The organism is Agrobacterium fabrum str. C58 (assembly GCF_000092025.1).
GTDB classification, from domain to species: Bacteria; Pseudomonadota; Alphaproteobacteria; order Rhizobiales; family Rhizobiaceae; genus Agrobacterium; species Agrobacterium fabrum.
The window spans coordinates 195,938-222,112 of sequence record NC_003063.2 but is presented as its reverse complement, the minus strand read 5'-3'; the positions used below and the strand labels follow the sequence as shown (position 1 = coordinate 222,112).

The following is a 26,175-nucleotide window of genomic DNA, read 5'->3' as shown; positions in this document are numbered from 1 at the left end:
GGATGACGACGGCCTACCATCGTGGGCTCAGGCGGGGCGCATCCGCATGTTTGGGCGCGGGTAGGGCGTTGCCGCCGCGCCCAGCCGTTCGGCGACGACCGGGCGGCCGATATAATAGCCCTGCGCGTAGTCGATCTCCATCTGGCGTACGAGTCTTAGCTGGTCTTCCGTCTCCACCCCTTCGATGAGGATATTGTGGCCGCGATTGCGGATGAGGCGGATCATGTCCTGCAGCATCGCCCGGCCGCGCGGCGTGTTGCTGTCCTGCAGGAAGGAGCGGTCGATCTTGACGGTGTCGAAATCCGTCATGCGCAGCCATGAAAGGCCGGCGAAACCGGTCCCGAAATCATCCAGCCAGATATTGATGCCAAGCGTCTTCAGGTCGCTCAGGCAGCGTAAAACGTCGGAATGCATCTCCATGTCGACGCCTTCCGTGATCTCGAAGGCAAGCCTGTTGCCGGCAATACCGGCCTCCACGAGGATGGCCGCAACCGAGGTGGCAAAACCCGGATTTTTCAATTGCATCGGCGAGACATTGACGCTGACGACATCCACCCTGTCATCGGCAAGAAGCTGCTTGCAGACGGTCTTGATGGTCCAAAGGCCCAATTCCATGATCGTGCCGGTGCGTTCGGCAATCGGAATGAAAATACCGGGCGACACCAGATTGCCGTCCAGCAGGCGAAGCCGCATCAGGGCCTCGACGCCTGCGGTCTCATTGGTCGAGACGTTGAGGATCGGCTGATAGACGAGGGAAACGAGATTTTCCGCGATGGCGATCTTCAGCAGGGCGGCAATGTTCTCGGTCTCATCGCTGGTCTGCGGATCTTCAGGATCGAACAGCTTCATGCAGTTGCGGCCGTTGCCCTTGGCGATATAGAGCGCGCGGTCGGCTTCGTTGATGATTTTCTCAAGCTTGCCGTCGGGATTGGGGCGAGTGAAAGAGGCGCCGATGCTGACGGTGACGATGAAAGTGCCGTCGCGACGTTGGTCATGCGCCAGCGAAAGCTCTTCAACGGTGTGGCGGATCGTCTCGGCAAGCTCGCCCACCTGCTGCTTGGATTTGAACGGCACCAGCACGATGAATTCTTCACCGCCGTAGCGGCCGATCGAGGCGCCGTGGTCGATGATTGCATCCTGCAGCGCGTTGCCCACCGTCATCAGGCATTTGTCGCCTTCCTGGTGGCCGTAGCGGTCGTTGTATTTCTTGAAGAAGTCGACGTCGATCAGAAGGACGGCGAAACCCTCTCCCTTTTTGCTCCAATTGTCCCACAGCAGCCGCAGATGATGGTCGATGGCGCGGCGGTTCTGCAGGCCGGTCAGGGAATCGGTATTGGAGAGCCGCAGCAGCGCCTGTCCACGCTCATCCGCTGCCTTCTGCTGCGCCTTTGCTTCCAGCGCGTTGAGGAAGACGTGGTAACGCTCGCGGTTGAGGTTCCAGTTCACATAGGAGGTGAAGACGAAGCACGAAATGTAGAAGGTGCCGAACGCGAATTTGTAGAAAACATCCTCGGGAAACTGCGTCGACGCCAGAAAATAGGTGACGAGAATGATGCCTGATGACACCAGCGACAGATGGAAGCGGAAGCTGAAAAACAGATTAGCGCCCATCATGAAGATAGCCCCGAAAACCATGTAGTAGGACATGTTTTCGATATTGTCGGTGAAAAGCGAAGGCACCAGCCAGCCGATATAGCCCATGACCAGCGCGGTGGCGCAGGTGAGATCAAGGGCTGCCGTGCTTGCGCCCTTGCGCAGCTGGATCTCTAGCGTCAGCAAAGAGGACAGGACGACGACGAAACGTGCGAAAATGGTATAAAATGCGACGTCGGGTATCAGAATGATGTCGGTTGCGGCAAACAGCAGATAGATAAAAACGGCCGTCCACAGGCCTCGCCGAATTGAACCGCGGCGACTGCGCTCGCCTTCCTGTTGGTAAAGGGCAAGAAGTTCATCAGAAAACCGGGAGTCCGGCCGCCGATAGTCTTGCTGTCCACTCACCTCTCCCAATGTGTGCTTCATGCACTTTCCCATAGTGTTGCGTATACTTAATCAAGTAACTGCTTATTCCACTTTTCCGTGTGCTAATGCACTGGCGCGGGTTCTCGTCAATCTCTCCCAATGCGAGCGGAAAACACCGGGAAGAAGAACGCATCATACGTTCGCAACATTAAGTTTCACTAAATCACGTATCCGCTTTCTCCCCTGCCCACGAGTGTGACCAAAAAAGTACGCTAATTTACTAATGTATCCCTACACCGCTGAAAAATCGAAAGCGAGTGGCCATCCGTCTCCCAGAAACGTATAGTTAACAATGTGTTAATACTGGAGGCTGATGTGGTGCGGGTAAAGAAGAAAAATCTTGACGGGGCAAGTCTGATCACCCCGGATACTGTCGCAAAAGAGATTTTTGCGCGAAGGACGGAAACTTTCGATGAGCAATTTGCGGTCGCGAAAGCAGAAATCGCGCTCATTCTCGAATTGGCACAGCAGCAATTCGACAATCGTGTTTCGGCTCATGAGATAATACATCGGACCGCGGGGGCGCTGCACGGTCTGCGAGAGAAGCTCCACTCAAGCGTGTGGGCTGAACTGATTCCGCTGGTACAGAATCACCCCGTGTCGGGCCGTTTTCTGGAAGACCCGTTCACGCGCTGGTCCTTCGAAAAGCCGCGCGGTTATTCGGGCGACGCGCAATTGCTGGATTTTATCTATGGTCATCCCAGCGTCGCCGAGCAGGTGAACAGGGCTACCCCGCTCGGTGCGGCCCTTTATGACTATACGAAGGATGCCAGTTCCTCGGTCGCTGTGCGCGAGCGGCGCGATTTGCTGACGCGTTTTGTTGACGAGGCCGCCGCCCGGCACGGCAAGGACACGGAAATCCTCACCATCGCTTCCGGCCATCTGCGCGAGGCCGATGCCTCCGCAGCGCTGAAAGAAGGCGCTATCAAGCGCTGGGTGGCGCTCGACCAGGACCCGCTCAGCGTCGGCTCCGTCGCGCGCGATTTCAACGGCACCTGCATCGAGGCGATCGACGGCTCGGTACGCGATATTGTGCTGCGCACGCAGGAACTCGGTAGCTTTGATCTCATCTATGCGGCTGGTCTTTACGATTATCTGAACGACCGCGTGGCGATCAAACTGACGCGGCGCTGCATGGAGATGCTGAAACCCGGCGGCATGTTCCTCTTTGCCAACTTCTCCGAGGATATCGTGGTGGATGGCTATATGGAGACCTTCATGAACTGGGCTCTGCTGCTGCGCTCGAAGGCGGATATGTGGCGGATCGTCAATGCCAGTGCCGATCCATCGAGCATCGAGGCGGAGGTGTTTTTCGGCGAGAACCACAACATCGTCTATGCGACGATGCGAAAGAAAGTGTAACCTCTTTCGGCCGGTCTCCGCCTTCCAATAACCATTTGCTTAAACGTCGTCGCGGGCCTAAGAATCCGCGCCGAATGCGTTGCAGAATGGAATGGCTGAAATGAAGAGATATTATTCGGATATGGGCGGTCTGCCGGGGCAGACGGAACTGCTGTCGAGCAAGGCTGTTTTCAAGACCGCCTATGCCGTCATCCCCAAGACCGTGATGTCCGATATCGTGACGAGCGTGCTGCCGCACTGGACCGGCACGCGGGCCTGGATCATCGCCCGGCCGATGACCGGTTTTTCCGAGACTTTCGCGCAATATATCGTTGAGGTGAAGCCCGGTGGTGGCAGTGAGCGGCCGGAGCCGGACGAAAGGGCTGAAGCCGCAATCTTCGTCGTGGAAGGCGAAATGACCGTGGTGTTCGACGGCGCGCAGCATGCCCTGCGGGAGGGTTCGTTTGCCTTCCTGCCGGCCGGCGCAGGCTGGCAGGTGAAGAATTCCAGTAAGGCGCCCGTCAAGTTCCACTGGGTCCGCAAGGTATTCCAGGCGGTTGACGGCCTTGAGCCGCCGCCGCCGATCTTTTCGCATGAAGACGAGATTGCCTTGTCGGCCATGCCTGACACGGAAGGCAAATGGGCGACGACGCGCTTCATCGATCCGGAAGACGTCCGTTACGATATGCATCTCAACATCGTCACCTTCGAACCGGGTGCGACCATTCCGTTCATGGAAACCCATGTGATGGAACACGGCCTTTATGTGCTGGAAGGCAAGGCCGTCTACCGGCTGAACGAGGACTGGGTTGAGGTGCAGGCTGGTGATTTCATGTGGCTGCGTGCCTATTGCCCACAGGCCTGTTATGCGGGTGGGCCAGGCCGGTTCCGTTACCTGCTCTATAAGGATGTGAACCGCCACGTGAAGCTCTGGTAACAGGCATCCATCGGCGAGACCCCTGATTTATCGCGCAATCCGGCGGTTTGCGCGATAAATGCTTGCTTAAAGTCCAATATCCCTAATAAATCTTGATATGCGGACGGCTGTCGCCGTTCCGTACCATTCCGGCATCCGCCTGCCTCTACTTTTCGAGAAGAATGCCCGTATGACTGAGACGATCGATACCAATGTCTTCAATCTTGCACCCGTGGCGATGTGGATCGAAGATTTCAGCGAGGTGAAGAGCCAGTTCGATATCTGGCGGGCTGAGGGTATAGAAGATATCAGAGCGTTTCTTCTGGAGGATTTATCGCGGGTGGCGGCCTGTTCGCAGAAAATCCGCGTGATAGAGGTCAACGCCAAGACGCTGGAACTGTTCGAGGCCCGCGACCAGGCGCATCTCGTTGACAATCTGCACCGGATTTTTCGCGACGACATGCTGGAAAGCCATGTGAACGAGCTTTCCGAACTCTGGGCGGGCCGGACGGAATTCACCAGCAATGCGGTGAACTATTCTATCGGCGGCAGGCGGCTCGACATCCAGCTGCGCGGCACCGTCATTCCCGGCCACGAGGATACGCTCGGCCGGCTGCTTTTGACGACGGAGGATGTGACGGAGCGGGAGGAAGCCCGCCGCAAGGAACTTCTCAACCGCCGTTATGCCGAGGGCATGTTCAAACATTCGCCGGTCTCCCTCTGGGTGGAAGATTTCAGCCGGGTGCGGCGGCTGATCGAAGAGGTGAGGGAACGCGGCATTGTCGATTTCCGGGTGTTCATGGATGTGCATCCCGAATTCGTGCGGCAATGCATGAGCGAAATCCGGGTGATCGACGTCAATCAGGCGACGCTCGACCTTTTCTGTGCGGCGGACCGGCAGGTTCTGTTGCAGCGGCTTGGCGATATTTTCCGCGGCGAGATGGAAAAGCCGTTCCGGGAACAGCTGATCGAGCTTTGGAACGGCAATCTCACCCATCACCGCGAGGTGGTGAATTATGCGCTCGACGGTTCGGAGCGGCACGTCCTCCTGCATTTTTCCGTCTTTCCCGGCCATGAGCGGGACTGGTCGCTGGTGCAGGTGGCGCTGACGGATATTACCGCGCGCAAGAAGGCGGAAGCCTATCTCGAATATCTCGGCAAGCACGATGTGCTGACCAAGCTGCATAACCGCGCTTTCTATTCGGACGAGCTGAACCGGCTGGAGCGCAGCGCGCTCAGGCCGGTTTCTGCCATCGTCATCGATCTCAACGGCCTGAAGGAGGCGAATGACAAGCTCGGCCATGATGCCGGCGACGCGTTGCTGCGGCGGGTGGGCGAGGTGCTGAACGGCGTGGTGACTGCGCCAAATCATGCCGCGCGCATCGGCGGCGACGAATTCGCCATCCTTCTTCCCGGCGCCGACAAGCAGGTGGCCGCCGCCATGGTCGACACGGTCTATGAGTTGCTGAAGATCAATAACCAGTTCTATTCCAGCGCGCCGCTCAGCCTGTCGCTGGGTGTGGCGACCACCGAAGCCGGTGAGACGATGGAATCACTAGTGCGCCGGGCCGATATGAACATGTACGAGCAGAAGAATGCCTATTATGCGGCCCTGCGCAATCGATCGGCCGACAATAACGACACGACGAAGGGCGGTTCGCAGTCGGAAACCACCTCCCTGAAACGCCTCTTCTGAAGATAAAGCGGCGAGATCGTTTCAAGGGGCGGGGCGTTCTTGTCTGTTGCGACGATTGCATCATCTCGACGTCATCCTTTGGCTTGTCTCAATGATCTAAACACGTCAACAAAATCAGGACCTTGCATATCCTTAGGACAAACCCGAGGATGACGTCGATGCGATTGGCCTGTTCCCACCCATTTCACGATTCCAGTCCCCCTTAGTGTCCGGTTAGGGCCGCACGCTTCTTCACAAGCGCGTGAGAGTGTTTTTGCGCTGCAACAATTCTATTGCCGGAATTTTACATACGTCTTAGTATGTATGTAAATGTGACTTATTTTATGGATTCGGAGCGCAGTATGGCGAAGAGATTTGGGCAGATCGCAGCGGTGTTGTTGACAGGCATCGTTCTGGTCGGGTGTAGCGATGAGCAGGCGTCCGCGCCCGCCGCACCTCCGCCCGGTGCGGTCAAGGTTGTGGCCGTGAAGCCGGAAGAACTGCCCATCACCAACGAATTGCCGGGGCGCATCGCGCCGACGCGGCTTGCCGAAGTGCGCCCACGCGTTTCCGGCATCATCGTGGAGCGGGTGTTTGAGCAGGGTTCGCTGGTGAAGGAAGGCGACGTTCTCTACCGGATCGATCGTGCGCCATTCCAGGTACGTGTCGATAGCGCCGAGGGTACGCTACGCCGGGCACAGGCCGCCCAACTGCAGGCGCGGCAGACCGCCGACCGGCAGCAGCAGCTGCGCCGCTCCAATGTCGGCTCGCAGCAGGAATTTGACAATGCCATCGCTTTGCTGGCGCAGGCCGATGCCGAAGTGGCGGTAGCGGAGGCCGGCGTTGCGGAAGCAAGGCTTAATCTGCAATATGCCGATGTGAAGGCCCCGATCAGCGGCGTCATCGGCCGGGCGCGCATCACCGAAGGCGCGCTTGTCAGCGCCACCGGTTCGGAAAACCTGGCAACGATCCAGCAGCTTGATCCGATCTATGCCGACTTCACCCAGCCCGCCGCCGATCTCATTCGCCTGCGCAAGGCGCTGCAGGACGGCCAGCTGATGACCGGCCAGAACGAGGCCGAAGTCAATCTGCTGTTTGATGACGGCAGCCGTTATCCGGTGTCCGGCCGCCTGCTGTTCTCCGAGGCGGCGGTGGATGAAACCACCGGCCAGGTGACGCTGCGCGGCGAATTCCCCAACCCGAATGGCGATCTTTTGCCGGGCATGTATGTCCGCGTCCAGATCCAGCAGGGCATTCAGAAGGCGGCCTTTGCCGTGCCGCAGCAGGCAGTGCAGCGCGATGCGGGCGGGCAGGCAAGCGTGCTTGTCGTCAATGCCGAGGATACCGTCGAACAGCGGCGCGTCAGCGTCGGCCGCTCCATCGGCGACCGCTGGGTGATTTCGGAAGGCCTTGACGATGGTGATCGCGTCGTCGCCGAAGGTTTCCAGAAAACCGCGCCGGGCGCCAAGGTGAAGCCCGAACCGTGGTCGCAGGAGCCTGATGTCGCTGCCGCTGCCGGCAGCGAGGGCGCTGCCCCGTCCGAGACCTCCTCTGAGACTCCGGCCGCGAAGCAATAAGGACCGATTTCCATGGCACGTTTTTTCATCGATCGGCCCATTTTTGCCTGGGTCGTCGCCATCTTCATCATGCTGGCGGGCCTGCTCGCCATTCCCATGCTGCCGATTGCGCAATATCCGAATGTGGCCCCGCCACAGATTTCGATCGGCACCAACTATCCGGGCGCCTCGCCGGAAGACATCTATCAGAGTGTCACCCGGCCCATCGAGGAAGAGCTGAACGGCGTTCCCGGTCTCATCTACTTTGAATCGACGTCGGAATCCTCCGGCCGTATTTCGATCAACGTGACCTTCGAGCCCGGTACCAATATCGGCGAAGCCCAGGTCGAAGTTCAAAACCGCATCGCGCGTGTCGAGCCCCGTCTGCCCCGGTCTGTGACGCAGCAGGGCCTGCGCGTGGAACAGGCCGGCACATCGTTTCTGATGATGGTGGCGCTGACCTCCGTCGACGGCAACACCGATGCCATCGGTCTTGGAGATTATCTCAGCCGTAACGTGCTGGGTGAATTGCGTCGTGTGCCGGGTGTCGGCAGCGCACAGCTGTTCGCTACCCAGCGCTCCATGCGCATCTGGATGGATCCCGACAAGATGTTGGGTCTCAGCCTGACCTCGGACGATGTCATCAACGCCATTCAGGCGCAGAACTCGCAGGTTGCCGCCGGCCGCATCGGCGCATCGCCAAACCCTGTCGGCCAGCAGATTTCCGCGACCGTCAACGTCCAGGGCCAGCTGACCTCGCCCGAGGAATTCGGCTCCATCGTGCTGCGCGCCAATCCCGACGGTTCATCGGTGCGGCTGCGTGATGTCGCGCGTGTCGAGGTGGGCGGCGAGAGCTACAATTTCTCGAGCCGCCTCAACGGTAAACCGAGTGCTGCCATCGGCGTACAGCTGTCACCAACGGCAAATGCCATGCAGACCTCCGAAGGCGTTCGCGCGACGATGGAAGAGTTGTCGCGTTATTTCCCGCAGGGCATCGAATATGAGATTCCCTATGATACCAGTCCCTTCGTCAAGATCTCGATCGAGAAGGTCATTCACACGCTGATCGAGGCAATGATCCTTGTCTTCGTGGTGATGTTCGTCTTCCTGCAGAACATCCGCTACACGATCATTCCGACACTGGTGGTGCCCGTGGCGCTGCTGGGCACGTGCGCCGTCATGTATGTCTCGGGGTTCTCGATCAACGTGCTCACCATGTTCGCGATGGTTCTCGCCATCGGCATTCTGGTGGACGACGCGATCGTCGTTGTCGAGAATGTCGAACGCATCATGGCTGAGGAGCATCTGTCGCCAAAGGAGGCGACCCGCAAGGCCATGGGCCAGATTTCGGGTGCCATCATAGGCATCACGCTGGTGCTGACCGCGGTGTTCGTGCCGATGGCCTTTTTCCCGGGCGCTGTCGGAATCATCTACCAACAGTTCAGTCTGACCATGGTGGTTTCCATCCTGTTCTCGGGCTTCCTCGCGCTGTCGCTCACGCCCGCGCTCTGCGCCTCGTTCTTGAAGCCGATCAAGGCAGGGCATCACGAGAAGAAAGGATTTTTTGGCTGGTTCAACCGCAATTTTGATAAGGCGTCGCACAAATACTCCTCCTCGGTGGGTGGCATCATCAAGCGTTCAGGTCGCTTCATGATCATCTATGCGGCTCTGCTTGCCGGCCTCGGCTGGGCCTATATGCAGCTGCCAAGCTCGTTCCTGCCGAACGAGGACCAAGGCTATCTGATCGTCGATATTCAGGCACCGGCGGAAGCCAGTACCGAGCGCACCCTGCAATCCATCCAGCAGATCGAGAAAATCTTCATGGAGGAGCCGGCGGTGGAGCGCGTCATTGCGATCTCGGGCTTCTCTTTCTCCGGGTCCGGCCAGAATGCCGGCCTTGCCTTCGCGACGCTGAAGGACTGGAGCGAACGTGGACCCGAGGACTCGGCTGCGGCCATCTCCGCGCGGATCAACGGCAAGCTTTGGGGCCTGCCGGATGCCATGTCGTTCGCCTTGTCGCCGCCGCCTATTCAGGGTCTGGGCAACTCGAGCGGTTTCACCTTCCGTCTTCAGGACAGGTCGGGTGCCGGTCAGACCGCACTTAGCGCAGCGGGCGCCCAGCTCATGGCCGCCGCCCGCCAGAGCCCCGTCCTTGCCGGTCTTCGCATCGAAGGCATGCCGGATGCGGCGCAGGTGAACCTCATCATCGACCGTGAAAAGGCCAATACCTTCGGTGTCACCTTCAGCGACATCAACGCCACCATCTCGGCCAATATGGGGTCGTCCTACGTCAACGACTTCCCCAATGCCGGCCGCATGCAGCGCGTGACGGTGCAGGCGGAGCAGGGCCAGCGTATGAAGACCGAGGATCTTTTGAACCTCAACGTCCGCAACGCCAATGGCGGCATGGTGCCCGTCAGCTCATTCGCTACGGTGGAATGGGTTCGCGGTCCCTCGCAGGTGGTCGGTTATAACGGCTATCCGGCGATCCGTGTCAGCGGCCAGTCCGCGCCCGGTTACTCCTCCGGTGATGCGATTGCCGAAATGGAGCGTCTGGCGCGTGAGTTACCTGGTGGTTTCGGTTTCGAATGGACTGGGCAGTCGCTGCAGGAAATCCAGTCGGGCTCGCAGGCGCCGGCACTTATCGGCCTCAGCGTGCTGTTCGTCTTCCTGCTGCTGGCGGCGCTTTATGAAAGCTGGTCCATTCCGCTCTCGGTCATGCTGGTGGTGCCGCTCGGCGTCATCGGCTCGGTGGCGGCGGTGATGCTGCGCGGCATGCCGAACGACGTCTACTTCCTCGTCGGCCTCGTCGCCATCATCGGGCTTTCGGCCAAGAACGCTATCCTGATCATCGAATTTGCCAAGGATCTGCGGGCGGAGGGCAAATCCACCTATGATGCGACAGTGGAGGCGGCCCACCTGCGTTTCCGGCCGATCCTGATGACCTCGCTCGCCTTCTCGCTCGGCGTGCTGCCGATGGCAATTGCTTCAGGCGCCAGTGCGGCGAGCCAGAACGCCATCGGCACCGGCGTTCTCGGCGGCATGATCTCGGCGACGATCCTCGCGATCTTCTTCGTTCCCGTGTTCTTCGTCTTTGTCATGAAGTTTTTCGGGGATCGGAAGAAGGACGACAAGATTGCTGCTGACGCCGTATCGCCGGCCGAATAAAATGGCCGAATAAAATGAATGGGAAGGCCGGGTTGATATCCGATGAAAGTATTCATCTGATTGACAGCCCGGCATCGCAAAGAGGCACGGTGCGAAAGCGCCGTGCCGTGATTGGAAGGAGACATCAGCATGCGCCGAACCAAGGCCGAGGCAGAAGAGACGCGTCAGGCGATCCTTGCCGCCGCCGAGCGGGTGTTCTTCAAAAAGGGTGTGGCCAATAGTTCACTGGACGAGGTGGCGGCCGCGGCCGGTGTCACGCGTGGCGCCATATACTGGCATTTTTCCAGCAAGGCCGACCTTTTCATTGGCCTTTACGAATCCGTAGCGCTGCCGGAATCGGATCTGCTGGATTTTGGCGATCCGGACCTCAAGGGGACAGCACTGCTGGCCAAGATCGAGGAGGCGACGTGCAAGTGGCTTGCGCTTCTGGCAGAAGACGAACAACGCCAGCGCATCATGACGATCAGCCTGCGTACCAATTATTCCGACGAGTTTGCCCCGGTCCTGCATGCGCAGGAAGAACTGGACCGTCACCACAAGGATGTGCTGGAGGCCGCTTTTCAGCGTGTACAGTCAGAGGGTGTCTTCAACGATAATTGGACGGCAGAGTCGGCGCTCGGTGCGCTTTACTGGCTGCTGAAAGGCATAGTCTATGACTGGCTGCTGTTCGGTAAACGTTTCGATCTGGTCAAGGAAGGGGCCGAGGCGATGCATCGTCTCATGAAGGGATTTCAACGTCCTCCAGTACCTTGACCGGAGCGCTGCATCACCCTCCCGCGCCGGTCAAATTTGAGTGTATTCTAAAAGACCAGCGAAAATTGCTTTACGTACCTCAAAACGGACGCTAGCTTCTTCCTGGAGCTTTGGGAGGAGTTCGCAGATGATCATTTCAGGTATAATCAAGGGGCAAATGCCGTCCGTTTCCGTTGGATATCGGTGACGGTACATGGCTTTTGCTGACGAATCTCCAGACCCGGGCCTGATCCGGACGGTTGGGCTGTCGAAGTCTTTCGGTCCGGTACAGGTCCTGAAGGATATCGAGATTGTGGTGCGGGCCGGCGAGGTCCACGCGATCATCGGTGAGAACGGTGCCGGCAAGTCGACGCTGATGAAGCTTCTGGCCGGCAACGAGAAGCCGTCGGGCGGGGAAATCCGCATCGATGGCGAGGCCGTTGCGCTGAGTGGACCGGTGGACGCCGAACATCGCGGCATCGTCCTCGTGCATCAGGAAATATTGCTGGCGCCGGATCTGACGGTGGCCCAGAACATCTATCTCGGCCGCGAATTGCGCCGGGGCCCGATGATGGACGACCGGGCCATGCGGGCGGGAGCGCGCAAGGCGATAGCCGATCTCGGCGGTACGATCGATCCCGATGCCATCGTCGGCAGTCTTTCGATTGCCCAGCGGCAACTGGTACAGATTGCCCGTGTTCTGCTCGTGCCGCATCGCGTCGTCATTTTCGATGAGCCGACCGCTAGCCTCACGCCCATCGAAACCGATGCGCTGCTGAACGTCATCAGGGACATCAGGGCCAAGGGCGTGGCCGTGCTTTATATTTCGCACCGCCTGCCTGAAGTGAAGGAGATCGCCGACCGGGTGACTGTCCTTCGTGATGGCCGGCTGGTGGCTTCGCACACGGCATCGGAGTTGCAGCCGGCCGATATGGCGCGGCTGATGGTGGGGCGCGATGTTGCCAAGCTCTATCCGGACCGGCATGCCGGCGGCGAGCGCGAACCGGTTCTGCAGGTGGAGCATTTCACCGTTCCCGGTTATGCGCAGGATGCCGGCTTCAGCCTGCGCAAGGGAGAAATCCTCGGTTTTGCGGGCCTGGTGGGGGCGGGGAGAACGGAGCTGATGGAAGGTGTCCTCGGCCTGCGGGCCGGGCGCGGAAATGTCCGCCATCTGGGTCGACAGGTGCATTTCGCAAAAGCGGAAGACAGTCTGAAGGCCGGCATCGTTTATCTGAGCGAAGACCGCAAGGGCAAAGGATTGCTGCTGACCAAGGATCTGCGGGTCAATCTCACGCTCGCTTCGCTCAACAAGTTCAGCCGGCTGTTTCAGATCGATATCCGCCGGGAGGCGCAGGCGCTCGACGATGCGGTGCGCGATTTCGACATCCGCACCGGCCGCAAGGACCTGCTGGCGGGCCAGCTGTCCGGCGGCAACCAGCAGAAGCTGCTGCTCGCCAAGATGATGCTGCTCGATCCGTCCATCGTCATCATCGATGAGCCGACGCGCGGTATCGATATCGGCACCAAGGAACAGATTTACCGTTTCATTGCCAGCCTTGCGGATGAGGGGCGGTCGATCATCGTCGTTTCCTCTGAAATGCCGGAGCTGATCGGCATCTGCGACCGTATTCTGGTGATGCGCTCGGGCCGGATCGTCGGCGAGGTGGCGGGCGAGCAGATGACCGAAAACGACATCGTGGCGCTGGCGACGGGCGTTCATACGCAGGAATTCGCCTGAGGCCCGCCTGTCATTTGAATAAGGCCTGAAGAAAAGACAATTGAGGGGAAATATGACTGAGGCCGCACTCGATAACGGCAAAACGCCGAAGACCTCGAAGGACTGGGACCTGCGCGCCGTTGCGCCTTTCGTGGCGCTGGCCCTGCTGCTGGTGCTCGGCACCATCGCCAATCCGAATTTCATCGGCATCGACAATCTTTTGAATGTCGTGACCCGTAGCGCCTTCATTGCCATCATCGCGCTCGGGGCCACCTATGTCATCACGTCGGGCGGGCTTGATCTTTCCGTCGGTGCCATGGTCGCCTTCGTCGCCAGCCTGATGATCCTGTTCATGAACAGCGGTGTCATCGCCAGCCCGCTCTTGATGCTGCTCACGGCCATGGCGCTGGCCATCGCCATTGGCGCCGCCTGCGGGCTGACGAATGGTCTCATCACCACCATCGGCCGCATCGAGCCTTTTATCGCCACGCTAGGCACCATGGGCATTTACCGAGGGCTCACCACCTGGCTGTCGCAGGGCGGAGCCATCACGCTGCGCAACCCGGACATCCAGACGCTTTATCGCCCGGTCTATTTCGGCAATGTGCTGGGCGTGCCGGTGCCGGTCATCGTGATTTTCGTGACCGCTGCCATCGCCGCCTTCGTGCTGTACCGCACCCGTTACGGCCGGCATCTGACAGCCGTCGGTTCCAGCGAGGACGTGGCGCGTTATTCCGGCATTTCGGTGGTTCGGGTCCGAACGATTGCCTATGTGGTTCAGGGGCTCTGCGTTGCCGTTGCCGTGCTTCTTTACGTTCCACGTCTCGCCTCCACCTCGGCCACGACAGGCATGTTGTGGGAATTGCAGGCCATCACCGCCGTTGTCGTTGGCGGCACGGCGCTGCGGGGTGGGGTGGGGCGCATCTGGGGCACGATCTGCGGCGCCTTCATTCTGGAGATCGTCGGCAACATCATGATCCTGTCGAACTTCGTCAGCGAATATCTGATCGGTGCCATTCAGGGGGCCATCATCATCATTGCCATGCTGGTGCAGCGCTCGCTCAGCCGCAGGTGACACATCACGCCGCGCTATGTGGGGCAGGTGCGGTTGGAGGAGGAACGCCCCGGTCTTGGGAGGAAAGAGACTATGCGTAGAAAATTCATCGGCGTGGCATTTGTCGCGCTGGCTGCCGTCCTTGCGGGTTCTGCTCAGGCGCAGGACAAGAAGGTGACGATCGGCGTGTCCATTCCGGCGGCCGACCATGGCTGGACGGCGGGCGTCGTTTACCACGCCGAGCGTGTGGCCAAGCTCCTGATGAAGGAGCATCCGGGGCTCAACGTCATCGTCAAGACCTCGCCGGATGCCGCCAACCAGGCAAACGCGCTGCAGGATCTTGCGGTGCAGGGGCTGGACGCACTGGTCGTGCTGCCGTCGGATCCCGATCCGCTCGTCAACGCCATCAAGGAAATCAAGGACAAGGGCACCTTCGTCGCGCTCGTCGACCGCGCGCCGAGCGTCAACGACAATTCGATCCGCGATCTTTACGTTGCTGGTAACAACCCGGCTCTCGGGCAGGTGGCTGGCGAATACATCAAGAAAACCACGCCTGACGCGGAAGTGGTGGTTATTCGTGGCCTGCCGATCCCGATCGACCAGCAGCGCCAGGATGGTTTCGACAAGGGTATTGCCGGCTCCGGCGTCAAGGTTCTCGACCGCCAGTACGGCAACTGGAACCGGGACGACGCCTTCCGCGTGATGCAGGACTATCTTACCAAATACAAGAAGATCGACGTGGTCTGGTGTCAGGACGACGACATGGCGATCGGCGTGCTGGAGGCGATCCAGCAGGCAAAACGCACCGATATCAAGTATATCGTTGCGGGTGCCGGTTCCAAGGACATGATCAAGAAGGTCATGGACGGCGACAAGCTGGTGCCGGTCGACGTGCTCTATCCGCCGGCTATGGTGGCGACCGCCATGCAGCTGACAGCAGGTCATTTCTACGATCAGGTGCCGGTTGCCGGCGAGTATATTCTCGACGCGACGCTCATCACCAAGGACAACGCCAAGCAGTTCTACTTCCCGGATTCGCCTTTCTGAGAATCCCGCACATGAAAACGCCCGCCAAAAGGCGGGCGTTTTTGTTTATTGGGGCCCGATGAAAACCTTTCCTCAGCCGCCCTTGCGAAACCACGCGGAGAGATAGTCCACGAAACTGCGCACCTTGGCGGGCAGGTAGCGGCGGTGCGGATAGACCGCATAGATACCGCGATCCTTGGAAATATAGTCGTCGAACAGGGTCACCAGCTCACCGGACTGGATGTGCGGACGGGCGATGAAATCCGGCACCATGGCGATGCCGAGCCCGGCGCGGGCGGCGCGCAACGTTGCCTGCGGACTGTTCACCTCGATCGGCCCGCTGATGGCGACCGAGTTCGATCCGCCATCCGGTTCGAAATAACGCACGGTATTATGAAAGCGGGTATTGGTGTCGATGATGAAGGGCACGCGGGCAAAATCTTGTGGCCCGTCGAGCGGTCCATGCTTCGCCACGAAATCCGCCGTCGCCACCGCATAAACCCGGAAATCAGAAAGCTTGCGGGCAATGAGACCCGAATCCTCCAGCCGTGTGATACGGATCGCAAGGTCGAAGCCTTCTTCGATCAGATCGACGAATCGGTCGTCGGCGACGATTTCCAGCACCAGTTCCGGATTTTCCTTGGCGAAATCGATCAGGCTCTGGCCGATATCGGCATCGATGAAGGTGCGCGGCACCGAGATCCTGAGCTTGCCCTTGAGATCGGCATTCTTTTCGCGCACCAGATCGGCAAGGTTGTCGATCTCCTTCAAAATGTCAGAGGCGGTGCGGTAATAGGTGTGTCCGGCCTCGGTCAGCGAGAACTGCCGGGTGGTGCGATTGAGAAGCAGCGCCCCGAGATCATCCTCCAGTTCCCGGACATATTTGGACAGAAGCGCTTTGGAACGCCCGGTCTTGCGGGCGGCGGCGGAAAAACCCTCCGCCTCGACAACATCGATAAAGGCGCGGATGCGGGTGAGCGTGTCCATGAAAATCCTCCGGTTCGTTCCATATAATTGAACGCTGGGCAGCGACTGTTCAACCCTAAAATCATTGCTGAAAAAATCCGCGTTTGATGAAAAAATTCTCTTGATTATGACTGCGAATATTCTTATCTCCCGTGCTGCCCAAAGTCGCACGTGCCCATGTGTGTCCGCCGAGTCCTCGATGTGGTGAGGATTTAGGTAAGGTACCTGGAACTAACCCCTCCAGTCGCTATTCCGGCCAACCGGGAAATGCGAGGACATATGAAGCAACGACGGTGCGGGCCTTTCTGGTTCTCTGCCGGCTTTCCATCAGCCGGGGTACTGAAGAGGCACACCATCATTGCCTGAAGTGCGGTCGGGTCATTCCCTCCAATCGATGGCAGACAAAGCCGAATGATGCTCTGGCAGGGCATCGTTCACATTCGCGCCTTGAGCGTATGCTATCGATTCTGCGCCTCCACCGGCTGATTCGAATGCATATCTCGAGCGTCCTTTGTCCTCCGGATTCTGCCGGAGTCGGTTTTATAGGGAATATATCGATGACGACTGCACGCATTCTCGACTTCATCAAGACCCGACGTCCCGAAGGCCCTTGCCTCGTGGTTGATCTCGACGTCGTGCGCGACAATTTCAACGCGTTCCGGCATTCCCTGCCGAACAGCGCGATCTATTATGCCGTCAAGGCAAACCCGGCTCCCGAAATCCTGAAGCTGCTCGCTTCGCTCGGCTCCAACTTCGATTGCGCCTCCGTGGCTGAAATCCAGATGGCGCTCGATGCCGGTGCAACGTCCGACCGGATTTCCTTCGGCAACACCATCAAGAAGGAACGCGACGTCGCCCGTGCTCACGCGCTCGGCATCGATCTCTTCGCCGTTGATAGCCATGAGGAAGTCGAGAAGGTTGCCCGTGCCGCCCCCGGCGCGCGTGTGTTCTGCCGCGTGCTGACGGATGGCGAAGGTGCTGAATGGCCTCTGTCGCGCAAGTTCGGCTGCGTGCCGCAGATGGCTGTCGATGTTCTGGTTTATGCGCATCAGATGGGTCTGGAATCCTACGGCGTTTCCTTCCATGTCGGTTCGCAGATGATGAATCTCGACGCATGGGATGCAGCACTTGCCGATGCCAAGCGCGTCTTTGCGTCGCTTGCCAAGCAGGGCATCCACCTGCAGATGGTCAACATGGGCGGTGGTTTCCCGACCAAGTACCTGCGCGACGTTCCGGCTGCCGAAGAATACGGCCAGGCGATTGACACGGCGCTGCGCAAGCACTTTGGCAACCAGATCCCGAAGACGATCATCGAGCCGGGCCGCGGCATGGTCGGCAATGCCGGCGTCATCAAGGCGGAAGTCGTTCTCGTGTCGAAGAAGTCCGACAACGACAACCACCGCTGGGTGTTCCTCGACATCGGCAAGTTCGGCGGTCTCGCCGAGACGATGGACGAGGCAATCCGTTACCCGATCCGCACCGAGCGTGATCAGGACGAGATGCAGCCCTGCGTTCTGGCCGGCCCGACCTGCGACAGCGCCGACGTGCTGTATGAAAAGAACATGTATCCGCTGCCGGTCTCGCTGACCATCGGCGATGAAGTTCTGATCGAAGGCACGGGTGCTTACACGACGACCTATTCGGCGGTTGCCTTTAATGGCTTCGAGCCGCTGAAGGCTTACGTCATCTAGGCATCGGGCCGAAAAGTGTAACGCGGTTTTCGGAAAACCCGATGCGCAGGTCAAAAAGTCCGAACGCCGCCCGCTGAACAGGGCGGCGTCTCGACCAAGCTTCCGTTCCGGCCCTGCCGATTGTGCTGTTGCGCAAATCCCTGCTTGCTGCACCTCTTCCAGCCGAGGAAAGCGTGTCGGCGGGCCGGAGCGGTTTCACCATTTTTCATCAAGGGCCGCGTGTGGGCGGTTGTGTGACGGGAGGCCAAGGATGGCCGCTCTTTTGAATTCGGTACGGGCATTTTTTACACCGCAGACATTTCATGTCGATCAGGAAAATCCGGGCGATGTCGTCGCCCGTGAGAACCTTCTCGACCGCGCCATGGGCGCTGGCCGCCGCCGCAAGTCTTCTGAAAAGCTGCGCGCCGGCCGCGTTCCGGCCGAAGGCCTGGCGCTTGTTGCTCGGGATGAGGATGGCCATGTCATTGCCACGGTGCGCCTTTGGAATGTCGAAGCCGGTATTTCACGCGAAGGCCGTCCTGTCGAGGCGTTGTTGCTTGGCCCGTTGGCCGTCGATGCCGCCCATGAGGGCAAGGGCATCGGCTCCGCACTGATGCGTGCGGCAATCGGTGAAGCCACCAAGCGCGGCCATGGCGCCATCCTCCTGGTCGGCGACGCGCCCTATTACGAGCGCTTCGGCTTTTTCGCCGACAAGGCCCAGCACCTCATCATGCCCGGCCCGTTCGAGCGCAACCGTTTTCTGGCGCTGGAGCTGAAAGCTGGCTGGCTCGAAGGTGCCGCCGGTCTTCTGGTGGCAAACGGCCGCCGGCTCTCGGCCTGAGGTGATACTCGCTGCTCACATCGAACCCCGGCCCAAAGCCGGGGTTTATTGTTTTTATTATACGGTTCATGCGCCCGACTTTACCCCGCCGACAATTTTCCAGACACCTCTTGCCTGCGATAAGTTGCGGGTATATACCCGAGACAATGCCAAATGATCGCTGCCACTGCATTCTGTTGCGCAAAGCATCCCGCAAGGTCTCGTCCTATTATGACGAGGCACTGGCACCGCTTGGCGTTAATATCGGCCAGTTCAGTCTGCTGCGGAACATTAACCGCACGGCGCCTGTGTCGCTGACCGACCTTGCCGCGCGGGTGGAGCTGGATCGCTCCACCGTCGGCCGCAATGCCAGGGTGCTGGCCCGGATGGGGCTGGTCGCCATCGGCCACGGTGAGGACCAGCGGGAGGCAATGCTGACCGTAACGGAGGAGGGGCAGGCGATCCTGAAGGCAGGTGCGCCGCTTTGGGACGGCGTGCAGGACGAGATTGAGGCCCGGCTGGGACCGGAAAAGACCGCGCAATTGCAGGAACTGCTCGCAGCCCTCTAATTTTTAGATCATGAAGCGGGTATCTACCCGTAAAACTCGGCCAGAGGCCGCTGGAAAGGGATTTTGAACATGCTCTCCACACGCCTTGCCAGCTGGATGGCCGGCAGAAACCTGCATTACGGTTGGGTCGTTGCCGTCACCACCTTTCTGACCATGCTGGCCACCGCCGGCGCGATGGGGTCTGCGGGGGTGATGATCCAGCCGCTGCATCAGGAGTTCGGCTGGGATATCGCCGATATTTCCTCCGCCATGGCGGTCCGGCTGGTGCTTTTTGGCCTGCTCGGGCCTTTCGCCGCCGCCTTCATGAACCATTTCGGCATCCGGCAGGTGGTATCGACGGCGCTCGCCCTGATCATGGGCGGCATCGTCGCATCCTTCTTCATGACGCAGGTCTGGCAATTGCTGCTTCTATGGGGTGTGGTGATCGGTGTGGGCACCGGCATGACCGCCCTGGTGCTGGGGGCTACGGTGGCGTCACGCTGGTTTTCCAAACGCCGGGGCCTTGTGATCGGCCTGATGACGGCCAGCAATGCCACGGGTCAGCTGGTGTTTCTGCCGCTGCTGGCGGCATTGACCGAGGCCTATGGCTGGCGGACGGCCCTGACGCTCTCCGTTGCGGTGATTGCAGCCGCCATGATCCTCGTTCTGCTTCTGATGCGCGATCACCCGTCCGATGTCGGCCTGCCAGCTTATGGTGAGACAGCGGTATCGAAGCCGCCGAAGCAGGACCACAATCTTCTCGCCACGCTGGCCTCACCGCTGGTGACGCTGAAAAGCGTGTCCGGCAACCCGGTTTTCTGGGTTCTGTTCGGCACATTCTTCGTTTGCGGGCTGTCCACCAATGGCCTGATCCAGACCCACTGGATTTCGATCTGCGGTGATTTCGGCATGGCCGCGGTTACGGCGGCGGGCACGCTGGCGGTGATCGGCATTTTCGATTTCTTCGGCACGATCTTCGCCGGCTGGCTTTCCGACCGTTTCGACAATCGGTTCCTGCTGTTCTGGTTTTACGGTCTGCGTGGCCTTTCCCTGATTTATCTTTCCTTCTCCGGTTTCAGTTTCGTGGAGCTTTCGGTCTTCGCCGTCTTCTACGGGCTGGACTGGGTGGCAACGGTGCCGCCGACGGTGAAGCTCGCCGCCGAGAATTTTGGCCGTGAAAAAGCAGGTCTGGTGTTCGGTTGGGTCTTCGCCGGCCATCAGCTGGGAGCGGCCACCGCCGCTTTCGGCGCCGGTTTCTTCAAGAGCGATTTTGACACCTATATGCCGGCGCTGCAGATTGCCGGCCTGATGTGTCTGATCGCGGCTTTCTCGGTGCTGCTTCTCAGGAAGCCGGGCTCCGCCGCCCTGACGCCGCAGGCGGCCTGAAGGTAAGGAAGGGCGCCGAACCGGCGCTCTTTTCCTTTTCAAGGGTATGAAACCGTCCGTCATAGGACAAGGTTTGTTGCGCAATTGTCACAATGCCGCTTGCTTCTTTGGCCTGACAGGCAATCGCCCTTCCCATTTGATCCATCTCAATCGGCCCACCCCGTCCATCGCCATAGTGGCTGCGATCCGGTGCGGTAGGCGAAGAGTCGCCAGCCCACCGTCATCAGCGGGTTTGGGAGTTGCCTGGCCGCGCTGCGCTATAGGAGAGATGGAATGACGAAGATGAACAGGAAGACCGCCCTGCTGGCCAGCGTTGCGGCAATGATGATGGTAAACGGTGCGCTGGCTGCCGATCTGGCCCCGCTGGCAACGGCGCCCACCGCCGAACAGGCGATTGCGGCGGCAAGCCCGTGGATGCTGCGCGTGCGCGGCCTCGGTGTCATCACAAATGACAGCGGCAGCGTCGACGGTCTACCCGGTGCGGGCCTGTCCTATTCAGATACCGTGATCCCCGAACTCGACATCAGCTACTTCTTCACCGACAACTTCGCCGCTGAACTCATCCTTGGCACCACCTATGCCAAGATCAATGGCGAGGGCGTGCTCGCCGGCACGCCTGTGGGCAAGACATGGCTGCTGCCGCCGACGCTAACGCTGCAATATCACTTTACTGATTTCGGTGCCTTCAAGCCCTATATCGGTGCGGGCGTGAACTATTCGCTGTTCTACAACCAGTCGGAAAAGCCCGGTTTCAGCAATCTCGATGTCAAGAACAAGCTCGGTGCAGCCGTACAGGTCGGTTTCGACTATATGCTGGATGAACATTGGGGCGTGAACTTCGACGTGAAGAAAATCTTTCTCAAGACCGACTGGACTGCCGAACTGGGCGGCACGCCGATCAGCGGCAAGGCGAAGCTCGATCCCTGGCTGATCGGCGCGGGTATCACCTATCGCTTCTGATTGACGGATGGGCCTGAGCCAACCTTTGACGAGCGGCGCTTTCTGAGCTATACGGACGGCCACGGGCAGAGAGCCCCGGCCGTCCGCAGGCATTTATGCCCCTGGTGAAGCTCTTTTCCTGATAACGGTCATCCCCATGTTTTGCATGTCGTCGATGGCAACGCGGACACCCCTCGGAAAATTCGGCATGTCTATGTTGGAGAACCGTTATGAACGTGTCCAAACCGCTGCCAGCGCTTGAGGGTCTGAAGGAACAGGCAAAACGCCTGCGCGCCGCCCTTGAAGAACAGGGGCAAACAATCACCCACTCGAAGGCGCTGGAACTCATCGCCGCGCAACATGGCTTCCGCGACTGGAACACCCTGCATGCGAGCGTTGGCAATCGCCCCGCCTTCAATCCCTATCTACTGGGTTCAAGGGTGGAAGGCTTTTACCTCGGCCAGCCTTTCGTAGCCTCCGTGCTCGGTGTGCAGGCGCTCGGCGGTGATCCCGAACGCTATCGGCTCACTCTCCACCTCGATGATCCGGTCGACGTCGTGACCTTCGAAAGCTTCTCCGCCTTCCGGCAGCGTGTTCACTGCAATATCGACACGTCAGGCCGCACGGTGGAGAAAACCTCCAATGGCCGGCCACAGGTGGAATTGGTTTGGTAGGTAGCGATAAGCTTGATTGGTCGTTCTCTTTGAGTGCGAGCGCAAGTGCTTCAAAACGATTTGAACTCCATTTCGGTCGCAACTGGAGTGGGGTTCAAATCGAGATTGATGTCACATCTGCTGACGGGGCTAACCCTGATATTAGTTTTATTGGATGTACATCAGCGTGAATATAAATGTACGTGTTATATTCAAGTAGTAAAATTTGAATTTCTAATATTTTTTATTTATATTTATGTGTTTACTTTATGCCGGAGGTTTGTATTTTGTATTTTGCAGTGACTATAATATTTTATCTGGCGCGTATTTTAGGGCAATTTTATGAGTGATACTCAGTGGCTCGAATGGGGCAGAAAAAATCCGTATTACGGCGTGTATTCGGAAGACCGGTTCAATACTTCAAATATCGAGTTAACGAAGAGCGAATTCTTCGAAACCGGTGAGGCCAACGTCTCGTGGATGCTGGGACGCGCAGAACAGCACTTCGGGCCATTGGGTAAGGGGCGTGTTTTAGAGTTTGGCGCCGGTGTGGCCCGCATGAGCATCCCGCTCGCCTCCCGTTTTGAAGCCGTAGTTGGCGTGGAATTATCTCCGGACATGCGTGCCGAAGCCCTCAAAAATTGTCAGTTGTACAACGTTAGCAATGTCGAGATGGTCCCTTCAGACGATGATTTGAGTCATGCTGAAGGCGAATATGACCTCGTCCTCAGCTATATCGTTCTTCAGCACATGGACGCCAGGAGAGGAGTTCTACTGATCGACAAGTTGCTCTCGAAAGTCGGACCGAACGGCGTCGCCATTCTCCAGACCAGTGTCAGAAGGCCGGAGCGCCGTTTGGCAGACCGGCTGCGTTATTATCTCCGCCACAATGTGCCAGCCTTGGCTGCCACATATAGGTTCCTGCGTGGAAAAGGCTGGAGTACTCTTTCCATGCGGATGTCCGAATATGATCCGATCGCCATCCTCGCCGCGTTCAGCCGCAACGGAATGAAGGACGTTTTGCTTTCCCAGCATTATCAGGGTGATGTTCTTACCTTCCACTTTACAGCAAGAAAGGGCGGCTAACACAGTGCTACGCCACGACTCGGCTGCCGGAACGTTCGAGGCGTAGCACCACACATTATTTCAAATCCGCTTGCCCGCCGCATCGAACAAATGGAAATCCTTAGCCTGCGCGGCGATCTTCAGCATCTCGCCTATGCGCAGCTGTGAGCGGCCCGGCACGCGAAAGACGATGGTGGTGCCGTCTGGAAACGAGCCGTGGACATAGCTTTCCGCCCCCACCAGTTCCACGGCGTCCACCTGCACCGTGCCGGCGAAGGCGGCATCGGCGGGTTCGGCTTCTGCCAGCGTGATGTCTTCCGGGCGGATGCCGAGCGTGGCGACGGTTGGCGGCAATGCGGCGGCGGCGTTCACCGACCAGCCGGCCGAGACATTGGACGAGGCCGCGCCGTGCGCCAGAAGGTTCATGGAGGGCGAACCTATGAAGGTGGCGACGAAGGTGGTGGCCGGTTTTTCGTAAAGCTCTATCGGCGTGCCCATCTGCTCGATGCGGCCGGCATTCAGCACCACCAGCCGGTCTGCCAGTGTCATGGCCTCCATCTGGTCATGGGTGACATAAACGCTTGTCGTGGCGAGCGAGCGTTGCAGGCGGCGGATTTCGACGCGCATCTGCACACGCAGCTTGGCATCGAGGTTGGAGAGCGGCTCGTCGAACAGGAAAGCCGCGGGCTTGCGCACGATGGCACGACCCATGGCCACTCGCTGACGCTGGCCGCCGGAAAGCTGGCGCGGTTTGCGCTCCAGGAACTGTTCGATTTCCAGAGCCTTGGCCGCCTCGGTGATGCGCCGCTCGATCTCCTCTTTCGGGGTGTTGCGGTTCTTCAGGCCGTAGGCAAGGTTCTGCCGCACCGTCATATGCGGATAAAGCGCATAGTTCTGGAACACCATGGCGATGTCGCGGTCTGAGGGCTCGAGATCGTTGACGACGCGGTCACCGATCATGATCTGGCCGCCGGAAATACCTTCCAGTCCGGCGATCATACGCAGCAAGGTGGATTTTCCGCAGCCGGACGGGCCGACGAGTACGATCATTTCGCCGTCGGCGATCTCCATCGATACGCTCTTGATGGCCTCGACATTGCCGCCATAAACCTTGCGGACGTCTTTCAGCGCAATTTTTGCCATTACTTCTCGGTCTCCACCAAACCTTTGACGAACCAGCGCTGCATCAGCACCACAACCATAACAGGGGGGATGATGGCGAGGATCGCCGTCACCATCACATAATTCCAGGGTGTCGAAGCGTCGGTGAAATCCACCATGCGCTTGAGGCCGATGATGATCGTGTTCATCTTGGCATCGTTGGTGACGAGCAGCGGCCAGAGATACTGGGTCCAGCCATAGATGAACAGAATCACGAAAAGAGCGGCGATATTGGTTCTCGACAGCGGCAGCAGAATATCGCGCATGAAGCGGAATGGGCCGGCATTGTCGATACGCGCCGCCTCGACCAGCTCACCGGGAATGGTGAGGAAAAACTGCCGGAACAGGAAAGTCGCCGTTGCCGATGCCATCAGCGGCAGCGTCAGTCCCGCATAGGTGTCGATCAGCCCGAGATCGACGATGACCTTGTAGGTCGGCAGGATGCGCACTTCCACCGGCAGCATGAGGGTGATGAAGATCATCCAGAAAAAGCCCATGCGGAAGGGAAAGCGGAAAAACACGATGGCGAATGCCGACAGGAACGAGATGACGATTTTGCCGATGGCGATGGCGAGCGCAACGACGAAGCTGTTGAACAGTAGCCGCTCGAGGCTGACGCCAACCACTCTTTCGACACCGCCGACCATGGCCTCGGTGTAATTCGCACTGAGATGATCGCCGGGCAGCAGCGACATGGGCGGGCGGATGATATCATTCGATGTCATGGAGGACGCGATGAAGGTGTAATAGATCGGGAAGGCCACGATGATGATGCCGAGAACCAGCATCAGATGGGCAATCACGCGGGCGATGGGGCGATTTTCAATCATCGGTGATCCTCAGCCGTAATGCACGCGCTTCTCGACGAAGCGGAACTGGAAGGCGGTCAGCGCAATGACGATCACCATCAGGATCACGGACTGCGCGGCGGAAGAACCGAGATTGAGGTTCACGAAGCCATCATTATAGACCTTGTAGACCAGCGTTTCCGTCGCCTTGGCGGGACCGCCACCGGTGACGGCATGGATGATACCGAAGGTGTCGAAGAAGGCGTAGACGGTGTTGACGACGAGAAGGAAGAAGGTTGTCGGTGCCAGCAGCGGAAAAACGATGGTCCAGAAGCGCCGCGAACCGCGTGCACCGTCAATGGAGGCCGCTTCCAGCAACGATTTCGGAATTGCCTGCAAACCCGCGACAAAGAACAGGAAATTATAGCTGATCTGTTTCCACGCAGCGGCGGCGACAACCAGCAGCATGGCCTGATTGCCGTCTAGCAGCGGATCCCACATGATGCCGTTGCGGCGAAGGATGTAGGACAATGTGCCCATGGCGGGGTTGAACATGAACAGCCACAACATGCCGGCGACAGCAGGTGCCACGGCATAGGGCATGATCATCATGGTGCGGTAAAAGCCCTTGCCGCGTACCACCCGGTCGGCAGCCGTTGCCAGAAGCAGCGCCAGTCCCATGGACACCAGCGCGGTCAGCACGCTGAAGATAACCGTGACCTTCAATGAGTTCAGATAACTCTCATCCGACAGCACGGCGGAAAAATTGGCCAGCCCGACGAAATTGCTACTCAGCCCGAAAGCGTCCTCGCGCATGGTCGACTGGTAGAGCGCCTGGCTTGCGGGCCAGAAGAAAAAGATCACCGTGAGGATAATCTGCGGGGCGACCAGCAGATAGGGCAGGATCTTGTTGGGGAATACGACGCTTTGCACGGCGATCTCCTGATGAGATGGAAAAGCCGCCCGCACCGG

The 26,175-nt window shown here is 59.0% G+C and carries 21 protein-coding genes; 16 read left to right on the top strand and 5 right to left on the bottom strand.

What is annotated here, in order from left to right; genetic code table 11:
• Positions 1-27: 27 nt before the first annotated feature.
• The gene (locus ATU_RS14805; protein WP_010972846.1) at positions 28-2,022 is read right to left on the bottom strand and encodes a putative bifunctional diguanylate cyclase/phosphodiesterase; all 1,995 of its coding nucleotides are present in this window, start codon (positions 2,020-2,022) and stop codon (positions 28-30) included.
• A gap of 315 nt (positions 2,023-2,337) precedes the next feature.
• Between ATU_RS14805 and ATU_RS14800 the strand changes: the two genes are divergently transcribed.
• From ATU_RS14800 to ATU_RS14760, 9 genes are all read left to right on the top strand, one after another.
• Complete coding sequence (locus tag ATU_RS14800) at positions 2,338-3,384, top strand: class I SAM-dependent methyltransferase (protein ID WP_035257447.1); 1,047 nt, start codon at positions 2,338-2,340, stop codon at positions 3,382-3,384.
• 91 nt (positions 3,385-3,475) lie between these two features.
• The gene (locus ATU_RS14795; protein ID WP_035257451.1) at positions 3,476-4,300 is read left to right on the top strand and encodes a bifunctional allantoicase/(S)-ureidoglycine aminohydrolase; all 825 of its coding nucleotides are present in this window, start codon (positions 3,476-3,478) and stop codon (positions 4,298-4,300) included.
• 169 nt (positions 4,301-4,469) lie between these two features.
• Entirely contained in the window at positions 4,470-5,975 is a 1,506-nt protein-coding gene (locus ATU_RS14790) for a sensor domain-containing diguanylate cyclase (protein WP_035257454.1), read from the top strand.
• Between the two features lie 341 nt (positions 5,976-6,316).
• Positions 6,317-7,531 carry an efflux RND transporter periplasmic adaptor subunit gene (locus tag ATU_RS14785; RefSeq protein WP_010972842.1) on the top strand — a complete coding sequence of 405 codons (1,215 nt, stop codon included), beginning with the start codon at positions 6,317-6,319 and terminating at the stop codon, positions 7,529-7,531.
• 12 nt (positions 7,532-7,543) lie between these two features.
• A complete protein-coding gene (locus tag ATU_RS14780) occupies positions 7,544-10,678 on the top strand; it encodes an efflux RND transporter permease subunit (protein WP_010972841.1) in 3,135 nt (1,044 codons plus the stop codon).
• 129 nt (positions 10,679-10,807) lie between these two features.
• On the top strand, positions 10,808-11,431 hold the full coding sequence (locus ATU_RS14775; RefSeq protein WP_010972840.1) for a TetR family transcriptional regulator: 624 nt from the start codon (positions 10,808-10,810) through the stop codon (positions 11,429-11,431).
• Between the two features lie 193 nt (positions 11,432-11,624).
• Complete coding sequence (locus ATU_RS14770) at positions 11,625-13,148, top strand: sugar ABC transporter ATP-binding protein (RefSeq protein WP_010972839.1); 1,524 nt, start codon at positions 11,625-11,627, stop codon at positions 13,146-13,148.
• A 52-nt stretch (positions 13,149-13,200) separates the two neighbouring features.
• Positions 13,201-14,202, top strand: coding sequence for an ABC transporter permease (locus ATU_RS14765; protein ID WP_010972838.1), 1,002 nt, complete (start codon positions 13,201-13,203; stop codon positions 14,200-14,202).
• 72 nt (positions 14,203-14,274) lie between these two features.
• Complete coding sequence (locus ATU_RS14760) at positions 14,275-15,228, top strand: substrate-binding domain-containing protein (RefSeq protein WP_006314766.1); 954 nt, start codon at positions 14,275-14,277, stop codon at positions 15,226-15,228.
• Between the two features lie 72 nt (positions 15,229-15,300).
• Here ATU_RS14760 and ATU_RS14755 read toward each other — a convergent pair whose 3' ends face one another.
• A complete protein-coding gene (locus tag ATU_RS14755) occupies positions 15,301-16,194 on the bottom strand; it encodes a LysR family transcriptional regulator (RefSeq protein ID WP_010972837.1) in 894 nt (297 codons plus the stop codon).
• Positions 16,195-16,730: 536 nt separating this feature from the next.
• Between ATU_RS14755 and odc2 the strand changes: the two genes are divergently transcribed.
• From odc2 to ATU_RS14720, 7 genes are all read left to right on the top strand, one after another.
• Positions 16,731-17,864, top strand: coding sequence for an ornithine/lysine decarboxylase (gene odc2, locus ATU_RS14750; protein WP_006314764.1), 1,134 nt, complete (start codon positions 16,731-16,733; stop codon positions 17,862-17,864).
• 250 nt (positions 17,865-18,114) lie between these two features.
• A complete protein-coding gene (locus tag ATU_RS14745; protein WP_006314763.1) occupies positions 18,115-18,684 on the top strand; it encodes a GNAT family N-acetyltransferase in 570 nt (189 codons plus the stop codon).
• Positions 18,685-18,830: 146 nt separating this feature from the next.
• Positions 18,831-19,232: a MarR family winged helix-turn-helix transcriptional regulator gene (locus tag ATU_RS14740; RefSeq protein WP_010972836.1), complete on the top strand. Its 402-nt coding sequence runs from the start codon at positions 18,831-18,833 to the stop codon at positions 19,230-19,232.
• A gap of 69 nt (positions 19,233-19,301) precedes the next feature.
• A complete protein-coding gene (locus tag ATU_RS14735) occupies positions 19,302-20,597 on the top strand; it encodes an MFS transporter (RefSeq protein ID WP_006314759.1) in 1,296 nt (431 codons plus the stop codon).
• Positions 20,598-20,870: 273 nt separating this feature from the next.
• The gene (locus tag ATU_RS14730; RefSeq protein WP_010972835.1) at positions 20,871-21,557 is read left to right on the top strand and encodes an OmpW/AlkL family protein; all 687 of its coding nucleotides are present in this window, start codon (positions 20,871-20,873) and stop codon (positions 21,555-21,557) included.
• A 209-nt stretch (positions 21,558-21,766) separates the two neighbouring features.
• Positions 21,767-22,210: a glyoxalase superfamily protein gene (locus tag ATU_RS14725; protein ID WP_010972834.1), complete on the top strand. Its 444-nt coding sequence runs from the start codon at positions 21,767-21,769 to the stop codon at positions 22,208-22,210.
• A 321-nt stretch (positions 22,211-22,531) separates the two neighbouring features.
• Positions 22,532-23,275, top strand: a complete 744-nt coding sequence (locus tag ATU_RS14720) for a class I SAM-dependent methyltransferase (RefSeq protein WP_010972833.1) — start codon at positions 22,532-22,534, stop codon at positions 23,273-23,275.
• Positions 23,276-23,335: 60 nt separating this feature from the next.
• Here ATU_RS14720 and ATU_RS14715 read toward each other — a convergent pair whose 3' ends face one another.
• From ATU_RS14715 to ugpA, 3 genes are read right to left on the bottom strand one after another with little or no spacing between them, the layout of a single operon-like run.
• Positions 23,336-24,397, bottom strand: coding sequence for a sn-glycerol-3-phosphate import ATP-binding protein UgpC (locus ATU_RS14715; RefSeq protein WP_010972832.1), 1,062 nt, complete (start codon positions 24,395-24,397; stop codon positions 23,336-23,338).
• Positions 24,397-25,245: a sn-glycerol-3-phosphate ABC transporter permease UgpE gene (ugpE, locus tag ATU_RS14710; protein WP_010972831.1), complete on the bottom strand. Its 849-nt coding sequence runs from the start codon at positions 25,243-25,245 to the stop codon at positions 24,397-24,399. Before ugpE ends, ATU_RS14715 begins: the two co-directional genes overlap by 1 nt.
• A 9-nt stretch (positions 25,246-25,254) precedes the next feature.
• A complete protein-coding gene (ugpA, locus tag ATU_RS14705; RefSeq protein WP_010972830.1) occupies positions 25,255-26,136 on the bottom strand; it encodes a sn-glycerol-3-phosphate ABC transporter permease UgpA in 882 nt (293 codons plus the stop codon).
• Positions 26,137-26,175 lie beyond the last annotated feature (39 nt).